Here is an 18412-nt window from a genome sequence, read left to right on the forward strand (position 1 = left end):
GGGCGGAACGGCCGATCCGGCGCGCGCCGGAGCCGAGCGCGCCGGCGCGGCCCGACCACGCCACGCCGATCGCGTGCAGCAGCGGATTCGGGCGCGACGCGGCGCCTCGCGCCCCGCCCTTGGAGGACCTGGTGCGGGTGGACTTGGATCTGCTGCTCCCGCCAGGACGTGCGCCCGCGGCACGACTCCTCGCCTTCGAGGGACGTTTCGAGCCGCCGCGGGCGCCGGACCGCGACGAGGAGGACACGCGGGTCGCCATGGCGTTCAGGTTACCTTCGCCCGACGGGGGCTGCCAGTTCCCTCGCCGAGAGCCAGCCGCCGTCAGGACCTGAAGTGTTCCCAGCCGCCACTGGTGCCGCTCCATGCGGCGCCGTCGACGGTGACCTCGGGAGCACTCGCCCCATCGGCCTCGGCGACCGCGCCCACCTCGACCCATTCGGGGGGCACCGCGCCGGCCGGGAAGGTCGCGACGAGCGCGTGGTCCTCTCCCCCGGTCAGGACGAAGCCGAGCGGGTCCTTGCCGGTCGCGGCGGCAACGGCCTGGACCGGATCGGGCACCTCGAAGGCGGCCGAGCGCAGATCGATGCGCACGCCGGAGGCGTCGGCGATGTGGCCCAGATCGGCGATGAGGCCGTCGGAGACATCGATCATCGCGGTGGCGCCGGACTGGGCGGCCTGCCGGCCGGCGCCGTAGGGCACCAGCGGGACCCGCTGGGAGTCGACGGCGGCGCGAGGGCTGCGGAAGCCGCGCCCGAGGGCGGCCAGCCCTGCTGCGGCCCAGCCGAGGCGGCCGCAGCAGGCGACGACGTCACCGGGGCGGGCGCCGCTGCGCAGAACGGGTTCGCGCCCGTCGGTCTGGCCGATGACGGTGACGCAGATGGTGACGTCGCGGGCGCCGGTGGTGTCGCCACCGACCAGGGTCAGGCCGACGGTGTCGGCCTCGGCGCGCAGTCCGGTGGCGAAGTCGTGCACCCACTGGACGGGCAGGTCGTCGGGCACGCCCAGCCCGACGTTCATGACCAGCGGCGCGGCGCCCACGGCCTCCAGGTCGGCGGCGTTGACGGCGACGGCCTTCCGCCCGATCTCGGTGCCGCTGGACCAGTCGCGGCGGAAGTGCACGCCCTCGATGAGCATGTCGGTGCTCATCACGGCCGACCCGTTGACGAGGTAGACGGCCGAGTCGTCGCCGGGGCCGACCGAGACGGCCGGGGGCATCGACAGGTCGCGGACGATGTCGGCGATGACGCCGAACTCGCCGACATCGGCGACGGTGCGGGCGCGGGACGACCTGGTGTGCGGCATGGCATCAACGCTAGCGTGATCCGGCCCGCCGCCCGTGCACGGCCCCCGCCGCGAGTCGGGGATCCGTTCAGCGCAGCACCGAGGCCGGGCGTGCAAGAGCCTGGTCGACGAGGGCGCCGATCAGGTCGGCGTACTCGACGTCGGTGGCCCTCCACATGCTCGGGTACATCGAGAACGGGGTGAAGCCGGGCATCGTGTTGATCTCGTTGACGAGCGCCCGGCCGTCGGGCAGGACGAAGAAGTCCACGCGCGACAGGCCCTCGCAGTCGAGTGCCTCGAAGCAGGCGATGGCGGTGGCGCGCACGCGCTCGGTGACGTCGGCCGGGAGGTCGGCCGGCACCTGCAGCTCGACCTGCTCCTCGGGCAGGTACTTGGCGCTGTAGTCGTAGAAGCCGTCGTTGGCGTGCATGATGATCTCGCCGGGGCGCGAGGCCCTGGGGGCCTCGCCCACGGCGGCCAGCACGCCGCACTCGATCTCCCGGGCGCCGACGACGCCCTGCTCGACAACGACCTTCGGGTCGACAGCGCGGGCCGCCTCGACGGCCCCGGCGAGCCGCGCCGGATCGCCGACGCGGCTGATGCCCACCGAGGACCCGCCGCGGGCCGGCTTGACGTAAACGGGGTAGCGCAGTTCGGCGTTCACGCGGTCGAGGCAGCCCTGGCGGTCCTCGCGCCACTGGGCGGGCGCGATCGTCAGCCACGGCACGAGCGGGATGCCGGCCTGTTCGAAGCAGATGCGCATGAAGGCCTTGTCCATGCCGTTGGCGCTGCTGGTGACGCCGCAGCCGACGTAGCGCAGGCCCAGGGTCTCGAAGTGGCCCTGGATGCAGCCGTCCTCGCAGTATGCGCCGTGCATGACCGGGAAGGCGACGTCGACGCGAACCGGGTCGCTCATCCGGTCGCCCTCGAGCGTGGCCAGGCGCACGCCGCCGGGCTCGCGCACCATGACGGCGAGGGGGTGGCCCTCGTCGATCGACGGCAGCCTGCCGTTCTCGATGCGGAGGGCCCCGATCTCGTCGACCGAGTAGCGGCGCCAGACGCCCTGCTTGTCGATGCCGACGCCGTGCACCTCGTAGCGGGACGGGTCGAGCGCGCCGAGCACGCCGGCCGCCGTCAGACACGAGACCTCGTGCTCGTTGGACTGGCCGCCGAAGACGACGGCGATCTTGATGCGCTCATCAGCACTCATCGAGGATTCCCTTCTGGAGGACCGCTCCCAGCGTAATCGTGCGGCCTCCGTCCGACATCACGGCGGGGCGGCCCGTGCCCGCGGACTCAGCGGACCGCCTCCTGGACCGGCACGCGCAGCCCGCGGCCGGGGTGCCAGCGCCCCCGGGGGGCCTTCTCGCCCCTGACCCGCTCGGTCTGGGCGCGGATGGCGTCCATGATGAGCACGGTGGCCTCACGGGCCGCCCCGCGGTCGTGGCTGCCGCGCGGGGCGAGGTCCGACAGGTCGACGGCGGGGCCCGCCCGGACGGTGACGTCGGTACGGCCGATCAGGCGCGCCCTGCGCTTGTGGCGCGGCGGAATGATGTAGTTCGCGCCCCATTGGCCGATGGGGACGACGGGCGCGCCGGTGGCCAGCGCCAGCCTGGCCGCACCGGTGTGGCCGGCCATCGGCCACTCCTCGGGGTCATAGGTGAAGGTGCCCTCGGGGTAGACGATGACGGCCCGCCCGGCGATGAGCATCCGCCGGGCCGCGGCGAGCGAGTCGACGGCCCTCACCGACCCGCGCTCGACGGGGATCTGCTCGATGCCGCGCAGCAGCCGGCCGATGGCCGGCACGGCGAAGAGGTCGGCCCTGGCCAGGAAGTGCGGCCAGCGCCCGGCGTAGACGGTGTAGTGCCCCACGATCACGGGGTCGAGATTGCACAGGTGGTTGGGCGCCAGGATGACCGGGCCGGCGGCCGGGACGTTCTCCTGGCCCGCGTAGTGCAGTCTGCACACCGGCGCCAGCAGGCGGTCCGCGATGGGCGGCAGCGCCGCGAAGAGCCTCGTCGTGGGTTCGCGGTTGAGCAGTCCCAGCCGGCCTCGGTACGGGCGGGGGGCCGGGGCGCTCAACGACTTCATGGCCTCATTGTGTCAGGCTCCGCCTCGCGGCCGCCGTCCGCGGGCGGCGGGGCCGGGCGCGTGCTCGGGCGTGACCGGCTTGAACGGCGGGCGGCGGGCCTCGTAGACGGCGATCTCGTCCTCGTGCTGCAGGGTGACGGCTATGTCGTCGAGGCCTTCGAGCAGGCGATGACGGGTGTGGTCGTCCAGGTCGAAGCCGTAGGACCTGTCGCCGGCCTCGATCGTGCGGTCGAGGAGGTCGATGGTGATCCGGCGGCCCGGCTCGGTCTCGCAGAACGCCCACAGCTCCTCGACGACGTCCTGCGGCACGGTGGCCAGCAGGAGACCGGCCTTGCCGGAGTTGCCGCGGAAGATGTCGCCGAAGCGCGAGCCGATGACGGCCTTGAAGCCGTAGCCCTGCAGGGCCCAGACGGCGTGCTCGCGGGAGCTGCCGGTGCCGAAGTCGGGGCCGGCCACGAGGATCGAGCCCCTCCTCCAGGCGGGCCGGTTCAGCACGAAATCGGGGGCGTCGCGCCATGCGCTGAACAGGCCGTCCTCGAATCCCGTGCGTCGGATGCGCTTGAGGTAGACGGCGGGGATGATCTGATCGGTGTCCACATTGGACCGGCGCAGCGGGACCGGGATGCCGGTGTGCGTCACGAACTTCTCCATGTCGGCTGTGCTCCCTCAGTCCAGGTCCGCCGGGGTTGACAGGTGACCGGTGACGGCGGTCGCGGCGGCGACGGCCGGGCTCACCAGGTGGGTGCGCCCTCCCTTGCCCTGGCGCCCCTCGAAGTTGCGGTTCGAGGTGGATGCGCTCCGCTCGCCGGGACTCAACTGGTCGGGGTTCATGCCCAGGCACATCGAACAGCCGGCGAAGCGCCACTCGGCGCCGGCCTCGGTGAAGACGCGGTCGAGGCCCTCGGCCATGGCCTGCCGGCGCACTGCGGCCGAGCCGGGCACGACGAGCATGCGCACGGAGTCGGCGATCCTGCGCCCCTTGATGATGTCGGCCGCGGCGCGCAGGTCCTCGATGCGGCCGTTCGTGCACGAGCCGAGGAAGACGGTGTCGATCGGGATGTCGCGCATCGGGGTGCCGGCCCGCAGGTTCATGTACTCCAGGGCGCGGGTGGCCGCGGCGCGGGCCGTCTCGTCGGCGAAGTCCTCGGGGGAGGGCACGCGGGCGTCCAGCGGAACCCCCTGGCCCGGGTTGGTGCCCCAGGTGGCGAAGGGGCTCAGACGGGACACGTCCAGGCGGACCTCCTTGTCGTAGGAGGCGCCCGGATCCGAGCGCAGCGACCTCCAGTACTCGACGGCCCCGTCCCACGCAGCCCCCTCTGGGGCGTGCGGACGGCCCCTGACGTATTCGAGGGTGGTCTCGTCGGGAGCGACCAGGCCGGCCTTGGCGCCCCACTCGATCGACATGTTGCAGATCGTCATGCGGCCCTCCATCGACATCTTCTCGATGGCCTCGCCGCGGTACTCGACGACGTGGCCCTGGCCGCCGCCGGTGGTCTCCTGGGCGATGAGCGCCAGGATGATGTCCTTGGGGGCGACGCCGGGGCCCAGCTCGCCGTCGATGAACACGCCCATGGACTTGTGCCGGGCCTGCGGCAGGGTCTGGGTGGCGAGCACGTGCTCGACCTCGCTGGTGCCGATGCCGAAGGCCAGGGCACCGAATGCGCCGTGGGTGGCCGTGTGCGAGTCGCCGCAGACGATCGTCATGCCCGGCTGGGTCAGGCCCAGGTTCGGGCCCATGACGTGGACGATGCCCTGCTCGCCATCGCCCAGGGAGTGCAGCGGCACGCCGAACTCTGCGCAGTTGGCGCGCAGGGTGCTGACCTGGGTCGCCGAGACCGGGTCGGCGATCGGCTTGGAGATGTCGATCGTGGGGACGTTGTGGTCCTCGGTGCCGATGGTCAGATCGGGACGGCGCACCGTGCGCCCGGCAAGTCGAAGACCCTCGAATGCCTGCGGACTCGTGACCTCGTGGATGAGGTGCAGGTCGATGTAGAGCAGATCGGGCGAGCCATTGCCCGATCGGACCACGTGGTCATCCCAGATCTTCTCAACAAGAGTCCTCGCCATGGGCCCCATTCTACCCTTGTCATATCAAAATGCGAGATGATAGTCTCACTTCATGGACAAAACGAGTGGTGTTGGCGTTCTTGACAAGGCGGCCCTCGTCCTCACGGCGCTCGAGCAGGGCCCGATGACGCTGGCCGAACTGGTGCAATCGACGAGTCTGGCCCGTCCCACGGCCCATCGGCTGGCCGTCGCCCTCGAACATCATCGTCTCGTCGGGCGCGATCTGCAAGGCCGGTTCGTCCTGGGCCCTCGTCTGGTCGAGCTGGCCGCGGCCGCCGGCGAGGACCGCCTGCTGGCGACGGCCGGCCCCATTCTCGCCCGGCTGCGCGACATCACCGGCGAGTCTGCGCAGCTCTACCGCCGCCAGGGCGACATCCGCATCTGCGCCGCCGCGGCCGAGCGCCCCAGCGGCCTGCGCGACACGATCCCCGTCGGTGCCCAGCTGACGATGAATGCCGGTTCCGCGGCCCAAGTGCTGCTGGCCTGGGAGGAACCCGACCGCATCAGTACCGGGCTGACCAGTGCCAGCTTCTCGGCGGTGGCGCTCAGCACCGTGCGCCGGCGCGGCTGGGCCCAGTCGGTCGGCGAGCGCGAGGCCGGCGTCGCCTCCGTGTCGGCCCCGGTCCGCTCCCCCGCCGGCAAGGTCATCGCCGCCGTCTCGGTCTCGGGTCCCATCGAGCGCCTCACCCGCCAGCCCGGCCGCCTGCACGCCCCGGCCGTCATCGCGGCCGGCGAGCGCCTGTCCGAGGTGCTGCGCCGCGCCCGCGGGGACGAGTGACGGGGCCAGCGCCTCCGCCTCACAGGGCCGGTTCGTCGCTCAGCAGTCCGACGGTCAGGTGGTAGGCGTCGGGCAGGTGCGAGCCGTCGCTCCAGCCCATCTCGATACCGAACAGCTCGCGCACCAGCCCTACGACATCACCGCCGATCGACTCGATGGAGTGGATGAGCTGCCCGGGGTGGACGCAGGAGCGTCCGTCCAGGCGCGAGCAGCGCTCGCACAGCTCGCAGGCCCCGGCGAGCAGGGGAATCGATCCGGGATGAGACGCGCGCAGGACGACGACGCGATGACGAAGACGCCGTTTCTCGGCGGTGAACAGCGCCATGACCCGTGATCGCAGCTCATCGGGGCCGAGGCCCTCCCCGGGCCGCTCGCCGGTGAATGCGATGGTGCGGGTGATGACGTGGAACCAGCGCCTGCTCCTCCAAACAGCCAGCGGATCGAAATCGAACTCAGGGCAGGCCCAGGTTCGCCCGTACGCCGGGCAGTCCCTGCAGTACGAGAGGAAGCGCGGCACGTCGACGAAGCGCTCGACGAACTCCGCGGTGCCGATCGCACGCTGCTCGTCGCGGACCGCATGGGCCAGCATGGCCCCAGACTAGTCCTTGTCCCGCGCCGGCGTCGGCGGCCCTGAACGGGGACCCGGCCTCTCGTGCCGGGTCCCCTCGTCTCCTGGTAGCCCCGATCGGATTCGAACCGACGTTTCAGCCTTGAGAGGGCCGCGTGCTAGGCCGCTACACAACGGGGCCAGGACTCTATTCGGTTGTTCCCGCCCCGAAAGGCTAACGTGCTCGATCCCGGGCTTCAAACCGCCTCTGGCTGGGGTACCAGGACTCGAACCTGGACTGACGGAACCAGAATCCGTAGGGCTGCCAATTACCCCATACCCCATCGTCGGTCCCGGCGCACCGGCCGGGCCCCGCATCGGCAACGGACCAGAACTCTAGTGGATGCGCGCCCCTGGAAGCAAACCGGGGCTCACTCGCTCGCCCGGCGCGCGGCCGTCAGACGCGCCGCGGGCACCGTCAGGACGCCGCACACCACGTATGCGACAAGGTTGAACGCGGTCGTCGGCCAAGTGCTCGAGTTGATCTGGCGGGTCTGGCTGACCGTACCGGCGGCGATGGCATAGCAGAAACTGCTCACATTGTTGGCGGCGTGGACGGCGATCGAGGCCTCCAGCCCCCCGGTCGCCACGACCATCCCCCCGGCCACCAGGCCGAAACCGAGGCGGTCGATGAACAGGGCGGCGTTCTGGGTGCCGTGCATGAGGGCGAAGACCAGCGCGCTGATCCCGACGGCTGCCCAGGCGCGGCCGGTGAGCGCACCGACGGCCTGCTGCACGTAGCCGCGGAAGAGGAACTCCTCCCCCGCCGCCTGCAGGGGCGCGGTCAGTGCCACCAGCAGCACCCAGACCCAGGCGTGGGCGGGCGGGTCGGTGCTCCAGGCCTGGCCGACCCTGCTGAGCAGGTAGACGCCGTTGAGGACGAGGAACCCGATGACCAGACCGGCCGCGAGCAGCGACGGGCGCAGGCGCCCCTGCACCGAGCAGACCCAGCCGGGCGTGCGGCCGTTGACCCAGCGGGCGACGGCCAGGACGACGAGGACCACCGAGGCCAGCGCCAGGTCGACGATGGCCACGCCCTCGGCGACGCCGTAGGAGGCGACGAGCGCATAGCCCTCGGTGAACGAGCCGTTGCGTCCCCGGGCCAGCCAGGAGACGGCGGCTCCGACGTACATGAGCGCCGTGGTGGCGACCAGGTAGCCGAGGGCCACGGCGATGAGCCCGAACGCCGCCCGGGTGCGATAGGCGTCCGAGTCCTCGACCATCAGCCCGGTGTAGCCGGCACCCGACCGGGGGGGCCTGGGCAGGACGCCGATGAGGGGCTCGGGGGCGGGCGGCCGGGAATCCGCGGGCCTGCGCGGCCGCCGCTTGCCCACGGTTCCCTGCCGGGCAGCGGGACCCCGCGCACTGCGGGCGGGCCGCCTCTCCCCCTTCCTGCTGGCGCTCACCGGACCGCTGGCCCGCCCTCGGCGAAACTGTGGTCGTCGTCGGCGCCGATGACCGGATTGGTCAGGGCACCGATCGAATCGATCTCGACACTGACTTGCTGACCGGGCCCCATCGGGCCGACCCCGGCGGGCGTGCCGGTGAGGATGACGTCGCCGGGCAGCAGGGTCGTGAACCCGGAGATGCACGCGATGAGCTCGGCGATCGGGTGGACCATGTCGGCGGTGTTGCCGTCCTGGCGCAGCTCGTCGTCGATCCTCGTGCGGATGCCGAGACGGCCGGCGCCGTCCAGGTCGATGTGGGCGGCGATCCACGGGCCGAGCGGGCAGAAGGTGTCGAAGCCCTTGGCGCGCGTCCACTGGCTCTCGGCGCGCTGGATGTCCCGGGCGGTGACGTCGTTGGCGCAGGTGAAGCCGAAGACGACCTCACCGGCGCGCTCGGGCGGGACCTGATGGCAGATGCGTCCGATGACGACCGCGAGCTCGCCCTCGTAGTGCAGGTCGTCGGTCTCGGCCGGCTTGACGATGGACTCGCCGGGGCCGATGACGCTGGTGTTCGGCTTGAGGAAGAGCAGCGGCTCCCGGTCCACCTCGTCGCCCAGTTCGGCGGCGTGCGCGACGTAGTTGCGGGCCACTGCGACGATCTTGCTGCGCGGGATCACCGGGGCGAGCAGGCGCACCTCGTCGAGCCGGTGGCGGACCCCGGTGAAGTTGACGGGCCCGGCCAACGGGTCGGCGCTGATCGCGGCGATCGTGTCGGGATGCCGGCCGCCGTCGGCGGCCAGTTCGACGATTCCGTAGGCCGGGTCCGCACCGGCCGCGACGAAACGGGCAATACGCATGGGCCAAATCTAGTCCGCGGGGGGCGAACCGGTCAGAGCGTGCGCGCCGTGCTGGGGCCGTGGCCCTTGACCAGCCCGTACAGGAAGGCCTCGGCCAGGGCCTCCCAGCTCGCCTCGATGACGTTCTCGCCGACGCCGACGGTCGCCCAGGTGACGTCCTCGCAGGCGGTGTCGATGCGTACCCGCACCGCGGCATCGGTGCCGTGGCCCTCGTCGAGCAGCCGCACGCGGTAGTCGACGAGCTCGTAGGCGCACACCTGCGGGTACACGCCGCCGAGGGCGCGGCGCAGCGCCTGGTCGAGGGCGTTGACGGGGCCGTTGCCCTCGCCCGCGCAGACCCGGTAGCTGCCGCCCGCGATGAGCCGGACGACCGCCTCGGTGGGCGCCTCGGCGTCCGGGTCGTCGCCCTGCTGCTCGGTGATGACCCGCCAGCCGACGACGGTGAACGGGCTCCCCCCGAGCTCGCCGCGCATGCGGCGCACGAGCAGGTCGAAGCTGGCGTCGGCGTCCTCGTAGGAGTAGCCGTGGGCCTCGCGCTCACGGACCGCCTCGACCACCTCGCCGGCGATGGCGTGATCGGTCAGGTCGAGACCGAGCTGGGCGCCCTTGACCTGGGCGTTGGCGCACCCGGCCATGTCGGAGATGAGCATGCGCATGTCGTTGCCCACGCTCCTGGGGTCGACGTGCTGGTACAGGTCGTCGTTGACCCTGATGGCGGCCGCGTGCGGGCCGGCCCTGTGGGCGAAGGCGGACTCCCCCACGTAGGGCTGGCGCGGTGCGACCGGCTGGGCCGTGATCTCGCCGATGGCGCGCGCCACATGAGTCAGCCCGTTCAACTGCTCGGGAGTGACCACCGGCCAGCCGTACTTGAGCTGCAGGTCGGGGATCAGGGTCGTCAGATCGGTACTGCCGGCGCGCTCGCCGCAGCCGTTGACGGAGCCCTGGACGTGCACCGCACCGGCCCCCAGCCCGACCAGGGAGTTCGCGACGGCGCAGCCGCTGTCGTTGTGGCAGTGGACGCCCAGGTCGATGCCGATGGACGAGGCGGTCGAGACCGCGTCGCCGATCCAGTCGGGCAGCATGCCGCCGTTCGTGTCGCACAGCACGACGGTGCGGGCGCCGGCCTCGGCCGCGGTGCGCACGATCTCGAGGGCGTAGGCGGGGTTGCGCAGAAAGCCGTCGAAGTAGTGCTCGGCGTCGACGATGACCTTCCTGCCCTCGGCGACGAGATGGCGGACGGTCTGCGACAGCATCGCCAGGTTCTCGTCCAGGCTGGTCCGAAGCACCTGGCTGACGTGCAGGTCGTGGGCCGTGACGAGGACGGTCACGAAGCGCGTCCCGGCGTCCCGCAGGGCCGCCACCTGCGGGTCGTCCGCTGCCGCGGCGCCCGGACGGCGGACCCTGCCCAAGGCGACCAGGCTGGCGCTGCGCAGCGGCACATGAGCCGCCTGGGCGAAGAATTCCCTGTCGAGAGGGGTCGCGTCCGGCCATCCGCCCTCGACGAAACCGACCCCCAGGGAGTCGATCTGGCCGAGCATGCGGATCCTGTCGTGCACCGTCAACGAGATGCCGGGCCGCTGGGCCCCCTCGCGGAGGGTGGTGTCGTACAGTTCCAGCGAGTCCGGGCGCAGCGGAATCATCGTCATGCCAGCGATTCGCTCATCGGGACGGGTGGAAGCGTGCCGGACCGCTCAGCAGACCCGCTGGGTCCAGCCGCGGGTGTCCTCGACACGGCCGTACTGGATGTCGAGCAGCATGTTGCGCAGGGCGATCGTCCTGCCGCCGTCGGCGGGCACGGGCACCTCGTGGCTGCCCCCCTCGTTGGTGAGGGCGCCGATGGGCGTGATGACCGCGGCGGTGCCGCAGGCGAACATCTCGGCGATGGTGCCGTCGGCGGCACCGGCGTAGATCTCGGCGATGTCGACGGGGCGTTCAACGGGCTCGAGACCGACCTCCGGGGCCAGGGCGAGCAACGAGTCGCGGGTGACCCCCGGCAGGATGTTGCCGTTCAACGGCGGGGTCACGAGCCTGCCGTCGGCGGTGACGATGCAGACGTTCATGCCGCCCAGCTCCTCGAGCCAGCGGTGCTCGGCGCTGTCGACGAACATGACCTGGCTGCAGCCCCTGGTGTGGGCCAGCTCCTGGGGCAGGAGGCTGGCGGCGTAGTTGCCCCCGCACTTCGCCTCGCCGGTGCCGCCATTGGCGACCCGGCCGTAGTGGGACTCGACCCAGATGTTGACGGGGGCGACGCCGCCGGGGAAGTAGGCGCCGACCGGGGAGGCGACGACGGCGTAGCGCACGTTCCTGGCGGGGCGGACCCCCAGGAAGGGCTCGCTGGCGACGGAGAAGGGACGCAGGTAGAGGCTCTGCTCCCGGCCGGTGGGGACCCAGCGGGCGTCGACCGTGACGAGCTCGCGCACGGAGTTCACGAAGTCCTCGGCGGGCAGCTCGGGCAGGGCCAGGCGCCGGGAGGAGTTGATGAAGCGCTGGGCATTGCGGTCGGGACGGAACAGCCAGATCGAGCCGTCGGCACGGTGGTAGGCCTTGAGCCCCTCGAAGGCCTCCTGCGCGTAGTGGAGGACCGCGCCGGCCGGGGACAGCGCGTAGTCGTCGAAGGGCTCGATCCGAGCATTGGTCCAGCCCTTCTCGGAGTCCCAGTCGACGGCGGCCATGTGATCGGTGAAGTGGATGCCGAAACCGGGGTCCTCGTTGATCCTCGCGATGTCCTGCTCGCTCGTGGGAGCGGCATCGGGATCGGTGCTGAACGTGAGTGCCATGGCAGAAGATTAGCCCGCGCCCGGGGTGGCTCAGGGTACAGTTCACCTGCCGGCTCCTTCCCGGCGCGCCCGGGCCGATCCCCGCGGGCCCGCAACCGATGAGACCCGCAGCCCCGCGGCGAGCGCCGATCCTAGTCTTGGCCCATGACCTCCGATCGTGCATCCATCGCGGTGATCCCCGGCGACGGCATCGGCCCCGAAGTGGTGGGGCAGGCCCTCAAGGTGCTCACCGCCGCCTGCGGCGAGCAGGCCTTCGACTTCGCCCACTACGACCTGGGCGCTCAGCACTGGCTCGAGACCGGCGAGGTCCTGAGCGATGACACGCTGGCCGGGCTCGCCCTGCACGACGCGATCATCCTCGGCGCCGTCGGTGCCGCCCCGGGTTCGACACGGGTCCCCTCGGGTCTGCTCGAGCGCGGCCTGCTGCTGAAGCTGCGCTTCGCCTTCGACCAGGACGTCAACCTGCGCCCCTCGCGCCTGTACCCGGGCGTGCCCGCCCCCCTCGCCGGATCGGTCCTCGACAGGGGCCCGGTCGACTTCGTCGTCGTCCGCGAGGGCACCGAGGGCCTGTACGCGGGCAATGGCGGCACACTGCGCCGGGGCACCCCCGACGAGGTGGCCACCGAGGTCAGCGTCAATACCGCCTTCGGCGTCGAGCGCGTGGTGCGCTACGCATTCGGGCTGGCCGCCTCCCGCCGGGGCAGGCTGACGCTCGTGCACAAGCACAACGTGCTGGTCAACGCGGGCGGCCTGTGGCGCCGCGTCGTCGACGAGGTGGCCCAGGCCTACCCGGCCGTCCAGCACGACTACCTCCACGTGGACGCCGCGACGATCATGCTCGTCACCGACCCGCAGCGCTTCGACGTCATCGTCACCGACAACCTGTTCGGCGACATCCTCACCGATGAGGCCGGCGCGATCACCGGCGGCATCGGCCTGTCCCCCAGCGCCAACATCAACACCTCGGGGAGCTTCCCCTCGATGTTCGAGCCCGTACACGGCTCGGCCCCCGACATCGCCGGACAGGGCATCGCCGATCCGACCGCGGCCATCAGCTCGACGGCCCTGCTACTGCGCCACCTGGGCCGCCCCGACGACGCCCGGCGCATCGACGACGCGGTGAGCGCCGACATCGAGTCCAACCGAGCCGCAGTGCGTTCCACCGAACAGATCGGCGACGCCATCGCCTCCGCCCTGGGCTAGGCCGCCTGCCCGGCCGGTGCGCGGATGCTGCCGGACAACGGTCAGCATCCGCCCGCTCGCAGGATGACCGGTGCCTGCCCCCGGCCCGGGGAGGCCGAGTAGGCTCCGGGCATGGCCGCACCACAGCTGCTCCGGGCCCTTCTCGTCGTCGATGTCCAGCCGACCTTCTGCGAGGGCGGCGCCCTGGCCGTAGCAGGGGGCGATGCCGTTGCCCAGCGCATCGCCGGCTACGTCAGCACTCATCGGGGCCGCTACGCCCTGGTCGTCACCACCCAGGACTGGCACATCGACCCGGGGAGGCACTTCTCGGAGAACCCCGACTTCGTCGACAGCTGGCCGCCCCACGGGATCGCCGGCAGCGAGGGGGCCCGGCTCCACCCGGCCCTGGCGGACCTGCACCCGGACGCCCAGGTGAAGAAGGGCCAGTACGCCGCCGCCTACTCCGGCTTCGAGGGAGTCACCGAAGACGGCACGGGCCTGAACGAGATCCTCGCCTCCAACCGGATCGCCGCGGTGGACGTCGTCGGCCTGGCCGAGTCCCACTGCGTCAAGGACACGGCCCTGGACGCGGTGGGCCGCGGCTACCGGGTCCGCGTACTGACGGACCTCACCGAGCCGGTCAGCCCCGAACTCGGGCGGGCCGCCCGCCGGGCCATGGCCGAGGCCGGGGTCGAACTGGTCGAGTCCTCCGCGTGATGCGCGGCCGACCCGGCATGGCGGCGCGGCGGCGCGCCCTCAGTCGTAACCGACCTCGGACGGCCACCAGGCCGGCACGCAGCCCTGCAGGTCGATGGTCTGCTGCAGCATGATCGGAGCCGGCTGACCGGCACCGGGGCACGGCACGTGCCCGAAGCCGATGAAGTGACCGACCTCGTGATTGACCAGATAGGTGCGGTAGGCGTCGATGGTCTGGCCGGCGTACGGGGGCGCGGCGAACAGCCAGCGGTCGATGTTGAGCGCGATCCTGTCGCCGTTGCGGCAGTCCACCAGGCCCTGAGTGTCATCGGGCTGGCACAGCTCGTCGACTGTGCCGGCGCTGCCGACGTAGATCGTGAACTCGGCCTGGGCCGGGTCCGGGACGAGCTGGAAGCTGTTGTCCTCGTAGCCGGTCCAGCCCCGCTCGTCGTTCAGGATCGAGGAGATCTGGGTGGCCACGGCCGTCACGTCCAGGGGCAGGCCCTGCTCGACCTGCACCGCGTACATGTGCACGGCGGCGGTCTGCCGGGAGGGGGCGACGGCCATGTCCACTGCCTGCCACTGGCCGGTCGAGGCGATGTTGGAGTGCCAATAGCCCTGGTCGTCCCGCGAGGCCTCGAGCCTCACGCCGTTGACGATGACGGTGGCGGTGGTGGGAGCGCCCGTCACGGCGTCCGGCAGCGGGGCTTCCCCGGCCCCGACCGAGGCTCCGGGATCCGCACCGGTGCTCGCGCCGGAGTCCGCGGCCTCCCGCTGCGGACCGTCCCGGCCGGAGCACTGGACGAGCACGAGCACGAGGACCAGAACGAGCACCGCTGCGACGAGCACGGCGCGGTACCACGGCCGGCGCGGTCTCCGGGCGCGCGACGACCCGGCGGGGACGGGGGCCCCGCGGGGCCGATGGTCCTCATGCCGTCGAGGCTCGTGCGGGGAAGTCACGGACCCAATCTTAAGAGAGCGCGCGGACGGCCCCCGCAGCGTCTTCCTCGCCGCGCTGCAGGGCCGTCCGGGACACCGCCGGCCGTCAGGTGGTCGGACCGTTCACTGCCGGCCCGGCTCCTCGACACGCTCCCTGGTGAAGTTCGAGGCGAGCTCCCGCAGGTCGACGCCGGTGGCGTTCTTGAGCATCTCCATGGTCTCGACGACAGTCCCGGTGACCTGTTTGGGGCCGGCGCCGGCGCCGTCGGCGCTGATCACCGTGTACTTGTCGATGCTGCCCATGGGCGCGGCGACCTTCTCGGCCACCTGGGGCAGCGCGTTGACGAGCATCTCGACGATGGCGGCGTCGGTGTAGCGGGCATAGGCGTCGGCCTTCTTGTTCATGGCCTCGGCCTCGGCCTGGCCGGTGGCGAGGATGGCTGCGGCCCGGGCCTCGCCCTCGGCGCGTACCGCCTCGGCCTCCGCCACACGACGGGCCTTCTCGGCCTCGCCCTGCTTGGCGCCCTCGACGGCGGCGGCCTCGGCCAAGGCGGTACGGCGGGACTTGTCGCCGACGCCGACCAGGCGCGACTTCTCGGCCTCGGCCTCCGCCGCGGCGATGGCCGCGGCCTTGGCGGCCTCCGCCTCGAAGATCTCCGCGTTCTTGCGGCCCTCGGCCTGGGTCTCCATGCGGTAGCGCTCGGCGTCCGCGGGCTTGCGGACCTCGGTGTCGAGCTGACGGTCCTTCAGGGCGGCCTGGCGCACGGCCACCTTCTCCTGTTCGGCCAGGATGGCCTGGTCCCGGTCCGCCTGCGCCAGCGGGCCGGAGGCCGCGGCCTGGGCGGCCGCCGCATCGGTCTCGGCCTTGATCTCGGCCTGCTTCAGCATGAGGGCGCGCTCGGAGACGGCGATCTCCTGCTGGGCAGCGATACGGGCCTGCTCGGCCTCCTGGCGGGAGGAGGCCTCGGCCACGGCGGCGAGCTGCTGGACCTTGGCGGCCTCGGGGCGGCCGAGATCGGTCAGGTAGGTGCCGTCATCGGTGATGTCCTGGATCTGGAAGGTGTCCAGGACCAGGCCCTGGCCGGTGAGGGAGGCCTCCGACTCGTCGGCGACGCGCTGGGCGAAGGCCGCACGATCGCGGATGATCTGCTCGACGGTCAGGCCGCCGACGATGGAGCGCAGCGAACCGGCGAGGGTCTCCTGGGTGAAGGACTCGATCTCCTCCTGCTGGGTGAGGAAGCGCTGGGCAGCGGCGCGGATGGAGTCCTCGTTGCCGCCCACCTTGACGATGGCCACGCCGTCCAGGTTGAGCTTGATGCCCTGGCCGGAGACGGCGCTGCGGATCTGGACCATGATGCGGCGGCTGGACAGGTCCATGACGTACAGGCGCTGGACGAAAGGTATGACGAAGACTCCCCCGCCCATGACGACCTTCTGGCCCGACAGGTCGGTGGACACGATGCCGGTCTCGGGGTTGATGACCTCCTTGCCGCGTCGGCCCGTGACGATGAACGCGTCGTTCGGGCCGGCCACACGGTACCTGCTCGCGATGAGCAGGCCGATGAGCACGAGGAGCACGATCACACCGATGATCGCGATGATGATGCCTTTCACTGGTTCTCCTTGAGTAGTGGGTGGTGGGCTGGGCAACGGTAGCGGAAGCCTCGTCGGCGCGCCGACGAGGCCCGACTACTGCCCCTCCCCGGCGGCGGGCAGGGCGTCGATCGGCTCCACGCCCACGGCAGTCGGCGTGAGGACCTCGCTGATCCACACACGCTCCCCGGCCCCGATGGCGGTGGTGCTGCACGCCGAGATGGTGACCAGGTGCCCGTTGTGGGACAGGCGGACCTGGCCGTATCCGTCGGCGGGGATGGCGGTGATGACACTCGCCTCGGAGCCGACGAGCGAATCGGTGCGCACCGTGTTGGAGCTGCCCTGGTGGCGCAGTACCCGGGTGAGTCTCGTGGACCCGTAGGCCAGTGCGATGCCGAGCAGCAGGCCCGTCAGGACACCGACCGGTGTGAGGCCGCTGACGCCCAGGCCGATGGCGCCGCCGAATCCGAAGCCGCCCACCAGGCCGGCGAGCCCGGCCGTGGAGAAGACATCGGAGTCGAAGAGACCCTCGGCGGAGCCGAGGACGCCGTCGAGCACGTCGCCGACGACCAGTGCGATGCCGAGCAGCACCACGCCCGCGCCGCCGATGATGAGAAATGTCGTCACGTCGGATCGTCCTCCTGCCCCTAGCCTAAGAGCCGCCCCAGTGGCCCGGCCAGCCGCACCGTCCCGCGCGAGCAGGGGTCAGGCGCAGGTGCCGTCCCGGCCCGCGGGGCGACAGCCGCCACCCCGGCGCGGGCAGGGTCCGGCCCCTGCGATGGGACGGGGAGCGGTCTCAGATCTCCTCCAGGGCGACCCCCCTCGTTTCCTTGGCGAACAGGTAGATGACGCCGCCGAGCACGAGCAGCGCGGCGAACAGCACGAAGGCCGGGAACACCGCGTCGAGGGTGACGTTCTGCTGCACCGCGTCGCCGCCGATCATCGCGCCCATGAGGGCGGGGCCGAAGATCTTGGCGCTGGAGCCGATGCCGTAGCCCAGGCCCAGTCCGGTGGAGCGCACGTCATTGGGGAACTGCTCGCCGCCGAAGGCGTTGAGGATGCCGAAGGCCCCGTCGCCGAAGCCCATCGTCACCAGGACGCCGATGAAGAAGATCACCCAGTTGGCCTGCAGATGCGCCGCGAAGGCCACGACGAGCGAGCCGGCGGCACCGAGCAGGCCGTAGAGGAGCATCGTCCAGCGGCGGCCGATGCGGTCTGCCAGCCAGGCCGATCCCAGACGGCCCAGCAGGTCGGCCAGCGAGACGAGCATGAACAGCGTGCCCACTGTGCCGGCGCTCTTGGCGTAGCCGGTCTGGAGCAGCGTCTGGCCCCAGGACTGCACGGTGAACGAGCCGAGGATGAAGCAGAACGAGCCGAGCGTCACGATGACGAGAGCCTTCGGATGCCTGCGCAGCAGCGTCGCGTACGAGGCCGAGGGCTCCCGGGTGAGTTCGGGCAGGGCGCCCAGCTGTTCGACGGGGATCTCCAGCGCCCAGGCCAGTGAGGCGCGGGCCTCCCCGAGGCGCCCCTTCGTCTGCAGGAAGCGCGGGGACTCGGGCACGGCGCGGATCCAGATGAGCAGGAACACGGGCAGGGCCCCGAGGGCGATGAGCAGGCGCCAGTTCTCGTGGAAGACCTTCTGGGCCAGCGAGCCGAGGAACAGGCCGAGCGGGATGAACACCGAGGCCAGGCCGGACAGCAGGCCGCGCTGCTTGGCCGGCACGAACTCCTGCACGTAGGGGATCGAGGTGATGTTCAGACCGCCGACGCCGATGCCGACGCCCACGCGCAGCACGGCGAGCATGATCCACCCGCGGTCGGGGGTGAACACCGAGGCGATGGTGAACACGACGAACAGCAGGACGCACCAGAAGAAGGTGCGCCGCCGGCCCATCTTGTCGGCCAGGCGACCCCACATGATGGCGCCCGCGACCGTGCCCAGGCCCGAGCAGGCGAGGATGATGCCGGTTTCGGTGCCCGTCAGGTTCCAGGGCTCGGTGAGCAGGGACACGACGAATCCGATGAGGAACATGTCGAAGAACTCCGAGATGTTCCCGACGATGGCGAGCCCGATGAGGCTCTTCTGGTGGCCGGTCAGCGGCCTCGAGTCGATCTGCTGCAGAGCGCTCTGCTCCACATTCACAGCACTCATGATC

Annotated in this window: 18 protein-coding genes and 2 tRNA genes; 3 read left to right on the forward strand and 17 right to left on the reverse strand. The window is 71.5% G+C overall.

The window, feature by feature from the left end:
• The 6 genes from R2N01_RS05665 to leuC all read right to left on the reverse strand — a co-directional run.
• A partial coding sequence (locus R2N01_RS05665; protein WP_316669332.1) for a hypothetical protein occupies positions 1-259 on the reverse strand: 259 nt, incomplete at its 3' end.
• Positions 260-321: 62 nt separating this feature from the next.
• The gene (locus R2N01_RS05670) at positions 322-1302 is read right to left on the reverse strand and encodes a thiamine-phosphate kinase (protein WP_316669335.1); all 981 of its coding nucleotides are present in this window, start codon (positions 1300-1302) and stop codon (positions 322-324) included.
• A gap of 67 nt (positions 1303-1369) precedes the next feature.
• Positions 1370-2491 (reverse strand): D-alanine--D-alanine ligase family protein, encoded by a 1122-nt coding sequence (locus tag R2N01_RS05675; protein ID WP_316669337.1) that lies wholly within the window; start codon positions 2489-2491, stop codon positions 1370-1372.
• An 86-nt stretch (positions 2492-2577) separates the two neighbouring features.
• Entirely contained in the window at positions 2578-3372 is a 795-nt protein-coding gene (locus tag R2N01_RS05680) for a lysophospholipid acyltransferase family protein (protein WP_316669339.1), read from the reverse strand.
• Positions 3373-3384: 12 nt separating this feature from the next.
• Positions 3385-4023 carry a 3-isopropylmalate dehydratase small subunit gene (gene leuD, locus R2N01_RS05685; RefSeq protein ID WP_316669341.1) on the reverse strand — a complete coding sequence of 213 codons (639 nt, stop codon included), beginning with the start codon at positions 4021-4023 and terminating at the stop codon, positions 3385-3387.
• Between the two features lie 15 nt (positions 4024-4038).
• Positions 4039-5439, reverse strand: a complete 1401-nt coding sequence (gene leuC / locus R2N01_RS05690) for a 3-isopropylmalate dehydratase large subunit (RefSeq protein WP_316669343.1) — start codon at positions 5437-5439, stop codon at positions 4039-4041.
• 52 nt (positions 5440-5491) lie between these two features.
• Between leuC and R2N01_RS05695 the strand changes: the two genes are divergently transcribed.
• On the forward strand, positions 5492-6217 hold the full coding sequence (locus R2N01_RS05695) for an IclR family transcriptional regulator (protein ID WP_316669345.1): 726 nt from the start codon (positions 5492-5494) through the stop codon (positions 6215-6217).
• A 19-nt stretch (positions 6218-6236) separates the two neighbouring features.
• On the opposite strand, the gene R2N01_RS05700 is transcribed toward R2N01_RS05695, so the two are convergent.
• The 7 genes from R2N01_RS05700 to R2N01_RS05730 all read right to left on the reverse strand — a co-directional run bounded on the left by R2N01_RS05700 (position 6237) and on the right by R2N01_RS05730 (position 11846).
• Positions 6237-6806, reverse strand: a complete 570-nt coding sequence (locus R2N01_RS05700) for a DUF2284 domain-containing protein (RefSeq protein WP_316669346.1) — start codon at positions 6804-6806, stop codon at positions 6237-6239.
• An 84-nt stretch (positions 6807-6890) separates the two neighbouring features.
• Positions 6891-6966, reverse strand: a tRNA-Glu gene (locus R2N01_RS05705).
• Positions 6967-7033: 67 nt separating this feature from the next.
• A tRNA-Gln gene (locus R2N01_RS05710) sits at positions 7034-7108 on the reverse strand.
• Positions 7109-7195: 87 nt separating this feature from the next.
• Positions 7196-8047 carry a CPBP family intramembrane glutamic endopeptidase gene (locus R2N01_RS05715; protein WP_316669348.1) on the reverse strand — a complete coding sequence of 284 codons (852 nt, stop codon included), beginning with the start codon at positions 8045-8047 and terminating at the stop codon, positions 7196-7198.
• Between the two features lie 179 nt (positions 8048-8226).
• Positions 8227-9069, reverse strand: coding sequence for a fumarylacetoacetate hydrolase family protein (locus tag R2N01_RS05720; protein WP_316669350.1), 843 nt, complete (start codon positions 9067-9069; stop codon positions 8227-8229).
• A 32-nt stretch (positions 9070-9101) separates the two neighbouring features.
• Positions 9102-10715: a citramalate synthase gene (gene cimA, locus R2N01_RS05725; RefSeq protein WP_316669353.1), complete on the reverse strand. Its 1614-nt coding sequence runs from the start codon at positions 10713-10715 to the stop codon at positions 9102-9104.
• Positions 10716-10760: 45 nt separating this feature from the next.
• On the reverse strand, positions 10761-11846 hold the full coding sequence (locus R2N01_RS05730; RefSeq protein ID WP_316669354.1) for a branched-chain amino acid aminotransferase: 1086 nt from the start codon (positions 11844-11846) through the stop codon (positions 10761-10763).
• 144 nt (positions 11847-11990) lie between these two features.
• On the opposite strand from R2N01_RS05730, the gene R2N01_RS05735 reads away from it, so the two are divergent.
• Both R2N01_RS05735 and R2N01_RS05740 read left to right on the forward strand, forming a co-directional pair.
• Positions 11991-13049: a 3-isopropylmalate dehydrogenase gene (locus tag R2N01_RS05735; protein ID WP_316669355.1), complete on the forward strand. Its 1059-nt coding sequence runs from the start codon at positions 11991-11993 to the stop codon at positions 13047-13049.
• Positions 13050-13160: 111 nt separating this feature from the next.
• Positions 13161-13745 carry an isochorismatase family protein gene (locus tag R2N01_RS05740; RefSeq protein WP_316669357.1) on the forward strand — a complete coding sequence of 195 codons (585 nt, stop codon included), beginning with the start codon at positions 13161-13163 and terminating at the stop codon, positions 13743-13745.
• A gap of 39 nt (positions 13746-13784) precedes the next feature.
• On the opposite strand, the gene R2N01_RS05745 is transcribed toward R2N01_RS05740, so the two are convergent.
• From R2N01_RS05745 to R2N01_RS05760, 4 genes are all read right to left on the reverse strand, one after another.
• Entirely contained in the window at positions 13785-14573 is a 789-nt protein-coding gene (locus R2N01_RS05745; RefSeq protein ID WP_316669359.1) for a DUF3152 domain-containing protein, read from the reverse strand.
• Between the two features lie 213 nt (positions 14574-14786).
• On the reverse strand, positions 14787-16277 hold the full coding sequence (locus tag R2N01_RS05750; protein WP_316669361.1) for an SPFH domain-containing protein: 1491 nt from the start codon (positions 16275-16277) through the stop codon (positions 14787-14789).
• A 75-nt stretch (positions 16278-16352) separates the two neighbouring features.
• Entirely contained in the window at positions 16353-16883 is a 531-nt protein-coding gene (locus R2N01_RS05755) for a hypothetical protein (RefSeq protein WP_316669362.1), read from the reverse strand.
• A gap of 169 nt (positions 16884-17052) precedes the next feature.
• A complete protein-coding gene (locus tag R2N01_RS05760; RefSeq protein WP_316669364.1) occupies positions 17053-18408 on the reverse strand; it encodes an MFS transporter in 1356 nt (451 codons plus the stop codon).
• Positions 18409-18412: the final 4 nt, after the last annotated feature.

Source organism: uncultured Propionibacterium sp., assembly GCF_963539965.1.
Classification (GTDB): domain Bacteria; phylum Actinomycetota; class Actinomycetes; order Propionibacteriales; family Propionibacteriaceae; genus Propionibacterium.

Bases quoted from the DNA above. Each gene is read 5' to 3' on its own strand.
- R2N01_RS05670 (WP_316669335.1), bottom strand. From the start codon at position 1,302: ATGCCGCACACCAGGTCGTCCCGCGCCCGCACCGTCGCCGATGTCGGC.
- R2N01_RS05675 (WP_316669337.1), bottom strand. From the start codon at position 2,491: ATGAGTGCTGATGAGCGCATCAAGATCGCCGTCGTCTTCGGCGGCCAG.
- R2N01_RS05680 (WP_316669339.1), bottom strand. From the start codon at position 3,372: ATGAAGTCGTTGAGCGCCCCGGCCCCCCGCCCGTACCGAGGCCGGCTG.
- leuD (WP_316669341.1), bottom strand. From the start codon at position 4,023: ATGGAGAAGTTCGTGACGCACACCGGCATCCCGGTCCCGCTGCGCCGG.
- leuC (WP_316669343.1), bottom strand. From the start codon at position 5,439: ATGGCGAGGACTCTTGTTGAGAAGATCTGGGATGACCACGTGGTCCGA.
- R2N01_RS05695 (WP_316669345.1), top strand. From the start codon at position 5,492: ATGGACAAAACGAGTGGTGTTGGCGTTCTTGACAAGGCGGCCCTCGTC.
- R2N01_RS05700 (WP_316669346.1), bottom strand. From the start codon at position 6,806: ATGCTGGCCCATGCGGTCCGCGACGAGCAGCGTGCGATCGGCACCGCG.
- R2N01_RS05715 (WP_316669348.1), bottom strand. From the start codon at position 8,047: ATGGTCGAGGACTCGGACGCCTATCGCACCCGGGCGGCGTTCGGGCTC.
- R2N01_RS05720 (WP_316669350.1), bottom strand. From the start codon at position 9,069: ATGCGTATTGCCCGTTTCGTCGCGGCCGGTGCGGACCCGGCCTACGGA.
- cimA (WP_316669353.1), bottom strand. From the start codon at position 10,715: ATGACGATGATTCCGCTGCGCCCGGACTCGCTGGAACTGTACGACACC.
- R2N01_RS05730 (WP_316669354.1), bottom strand. From the start codon at position 11,846: ATGGCACTCACGTTCAGCACCGATCCCGATGCCGCTCCCACGAGCGAG.
- R2N01_RS05735 (WP_316669355.1), top strand. From the start codon at position 11,991: ATGACCTCCGATCGTGCATCCATCGCGGTGATCCCCGGCGACGGCATC.
- R2N01_RS05740 (WP_316669357.1), top strand. From the start codon at position 13,161: ATGGCCGCACCACAGCTGCTCCGGGCCCTTCTCGTCGTCGATGTCCAG.
- R2N01_RS05760 (WP_316669364.1), bottom strand. From the start codon at position 18,408: ATGAGTGCTGTGAATGTGGAGCAGAGCGCTCTGCAGCAGATCGACTCG.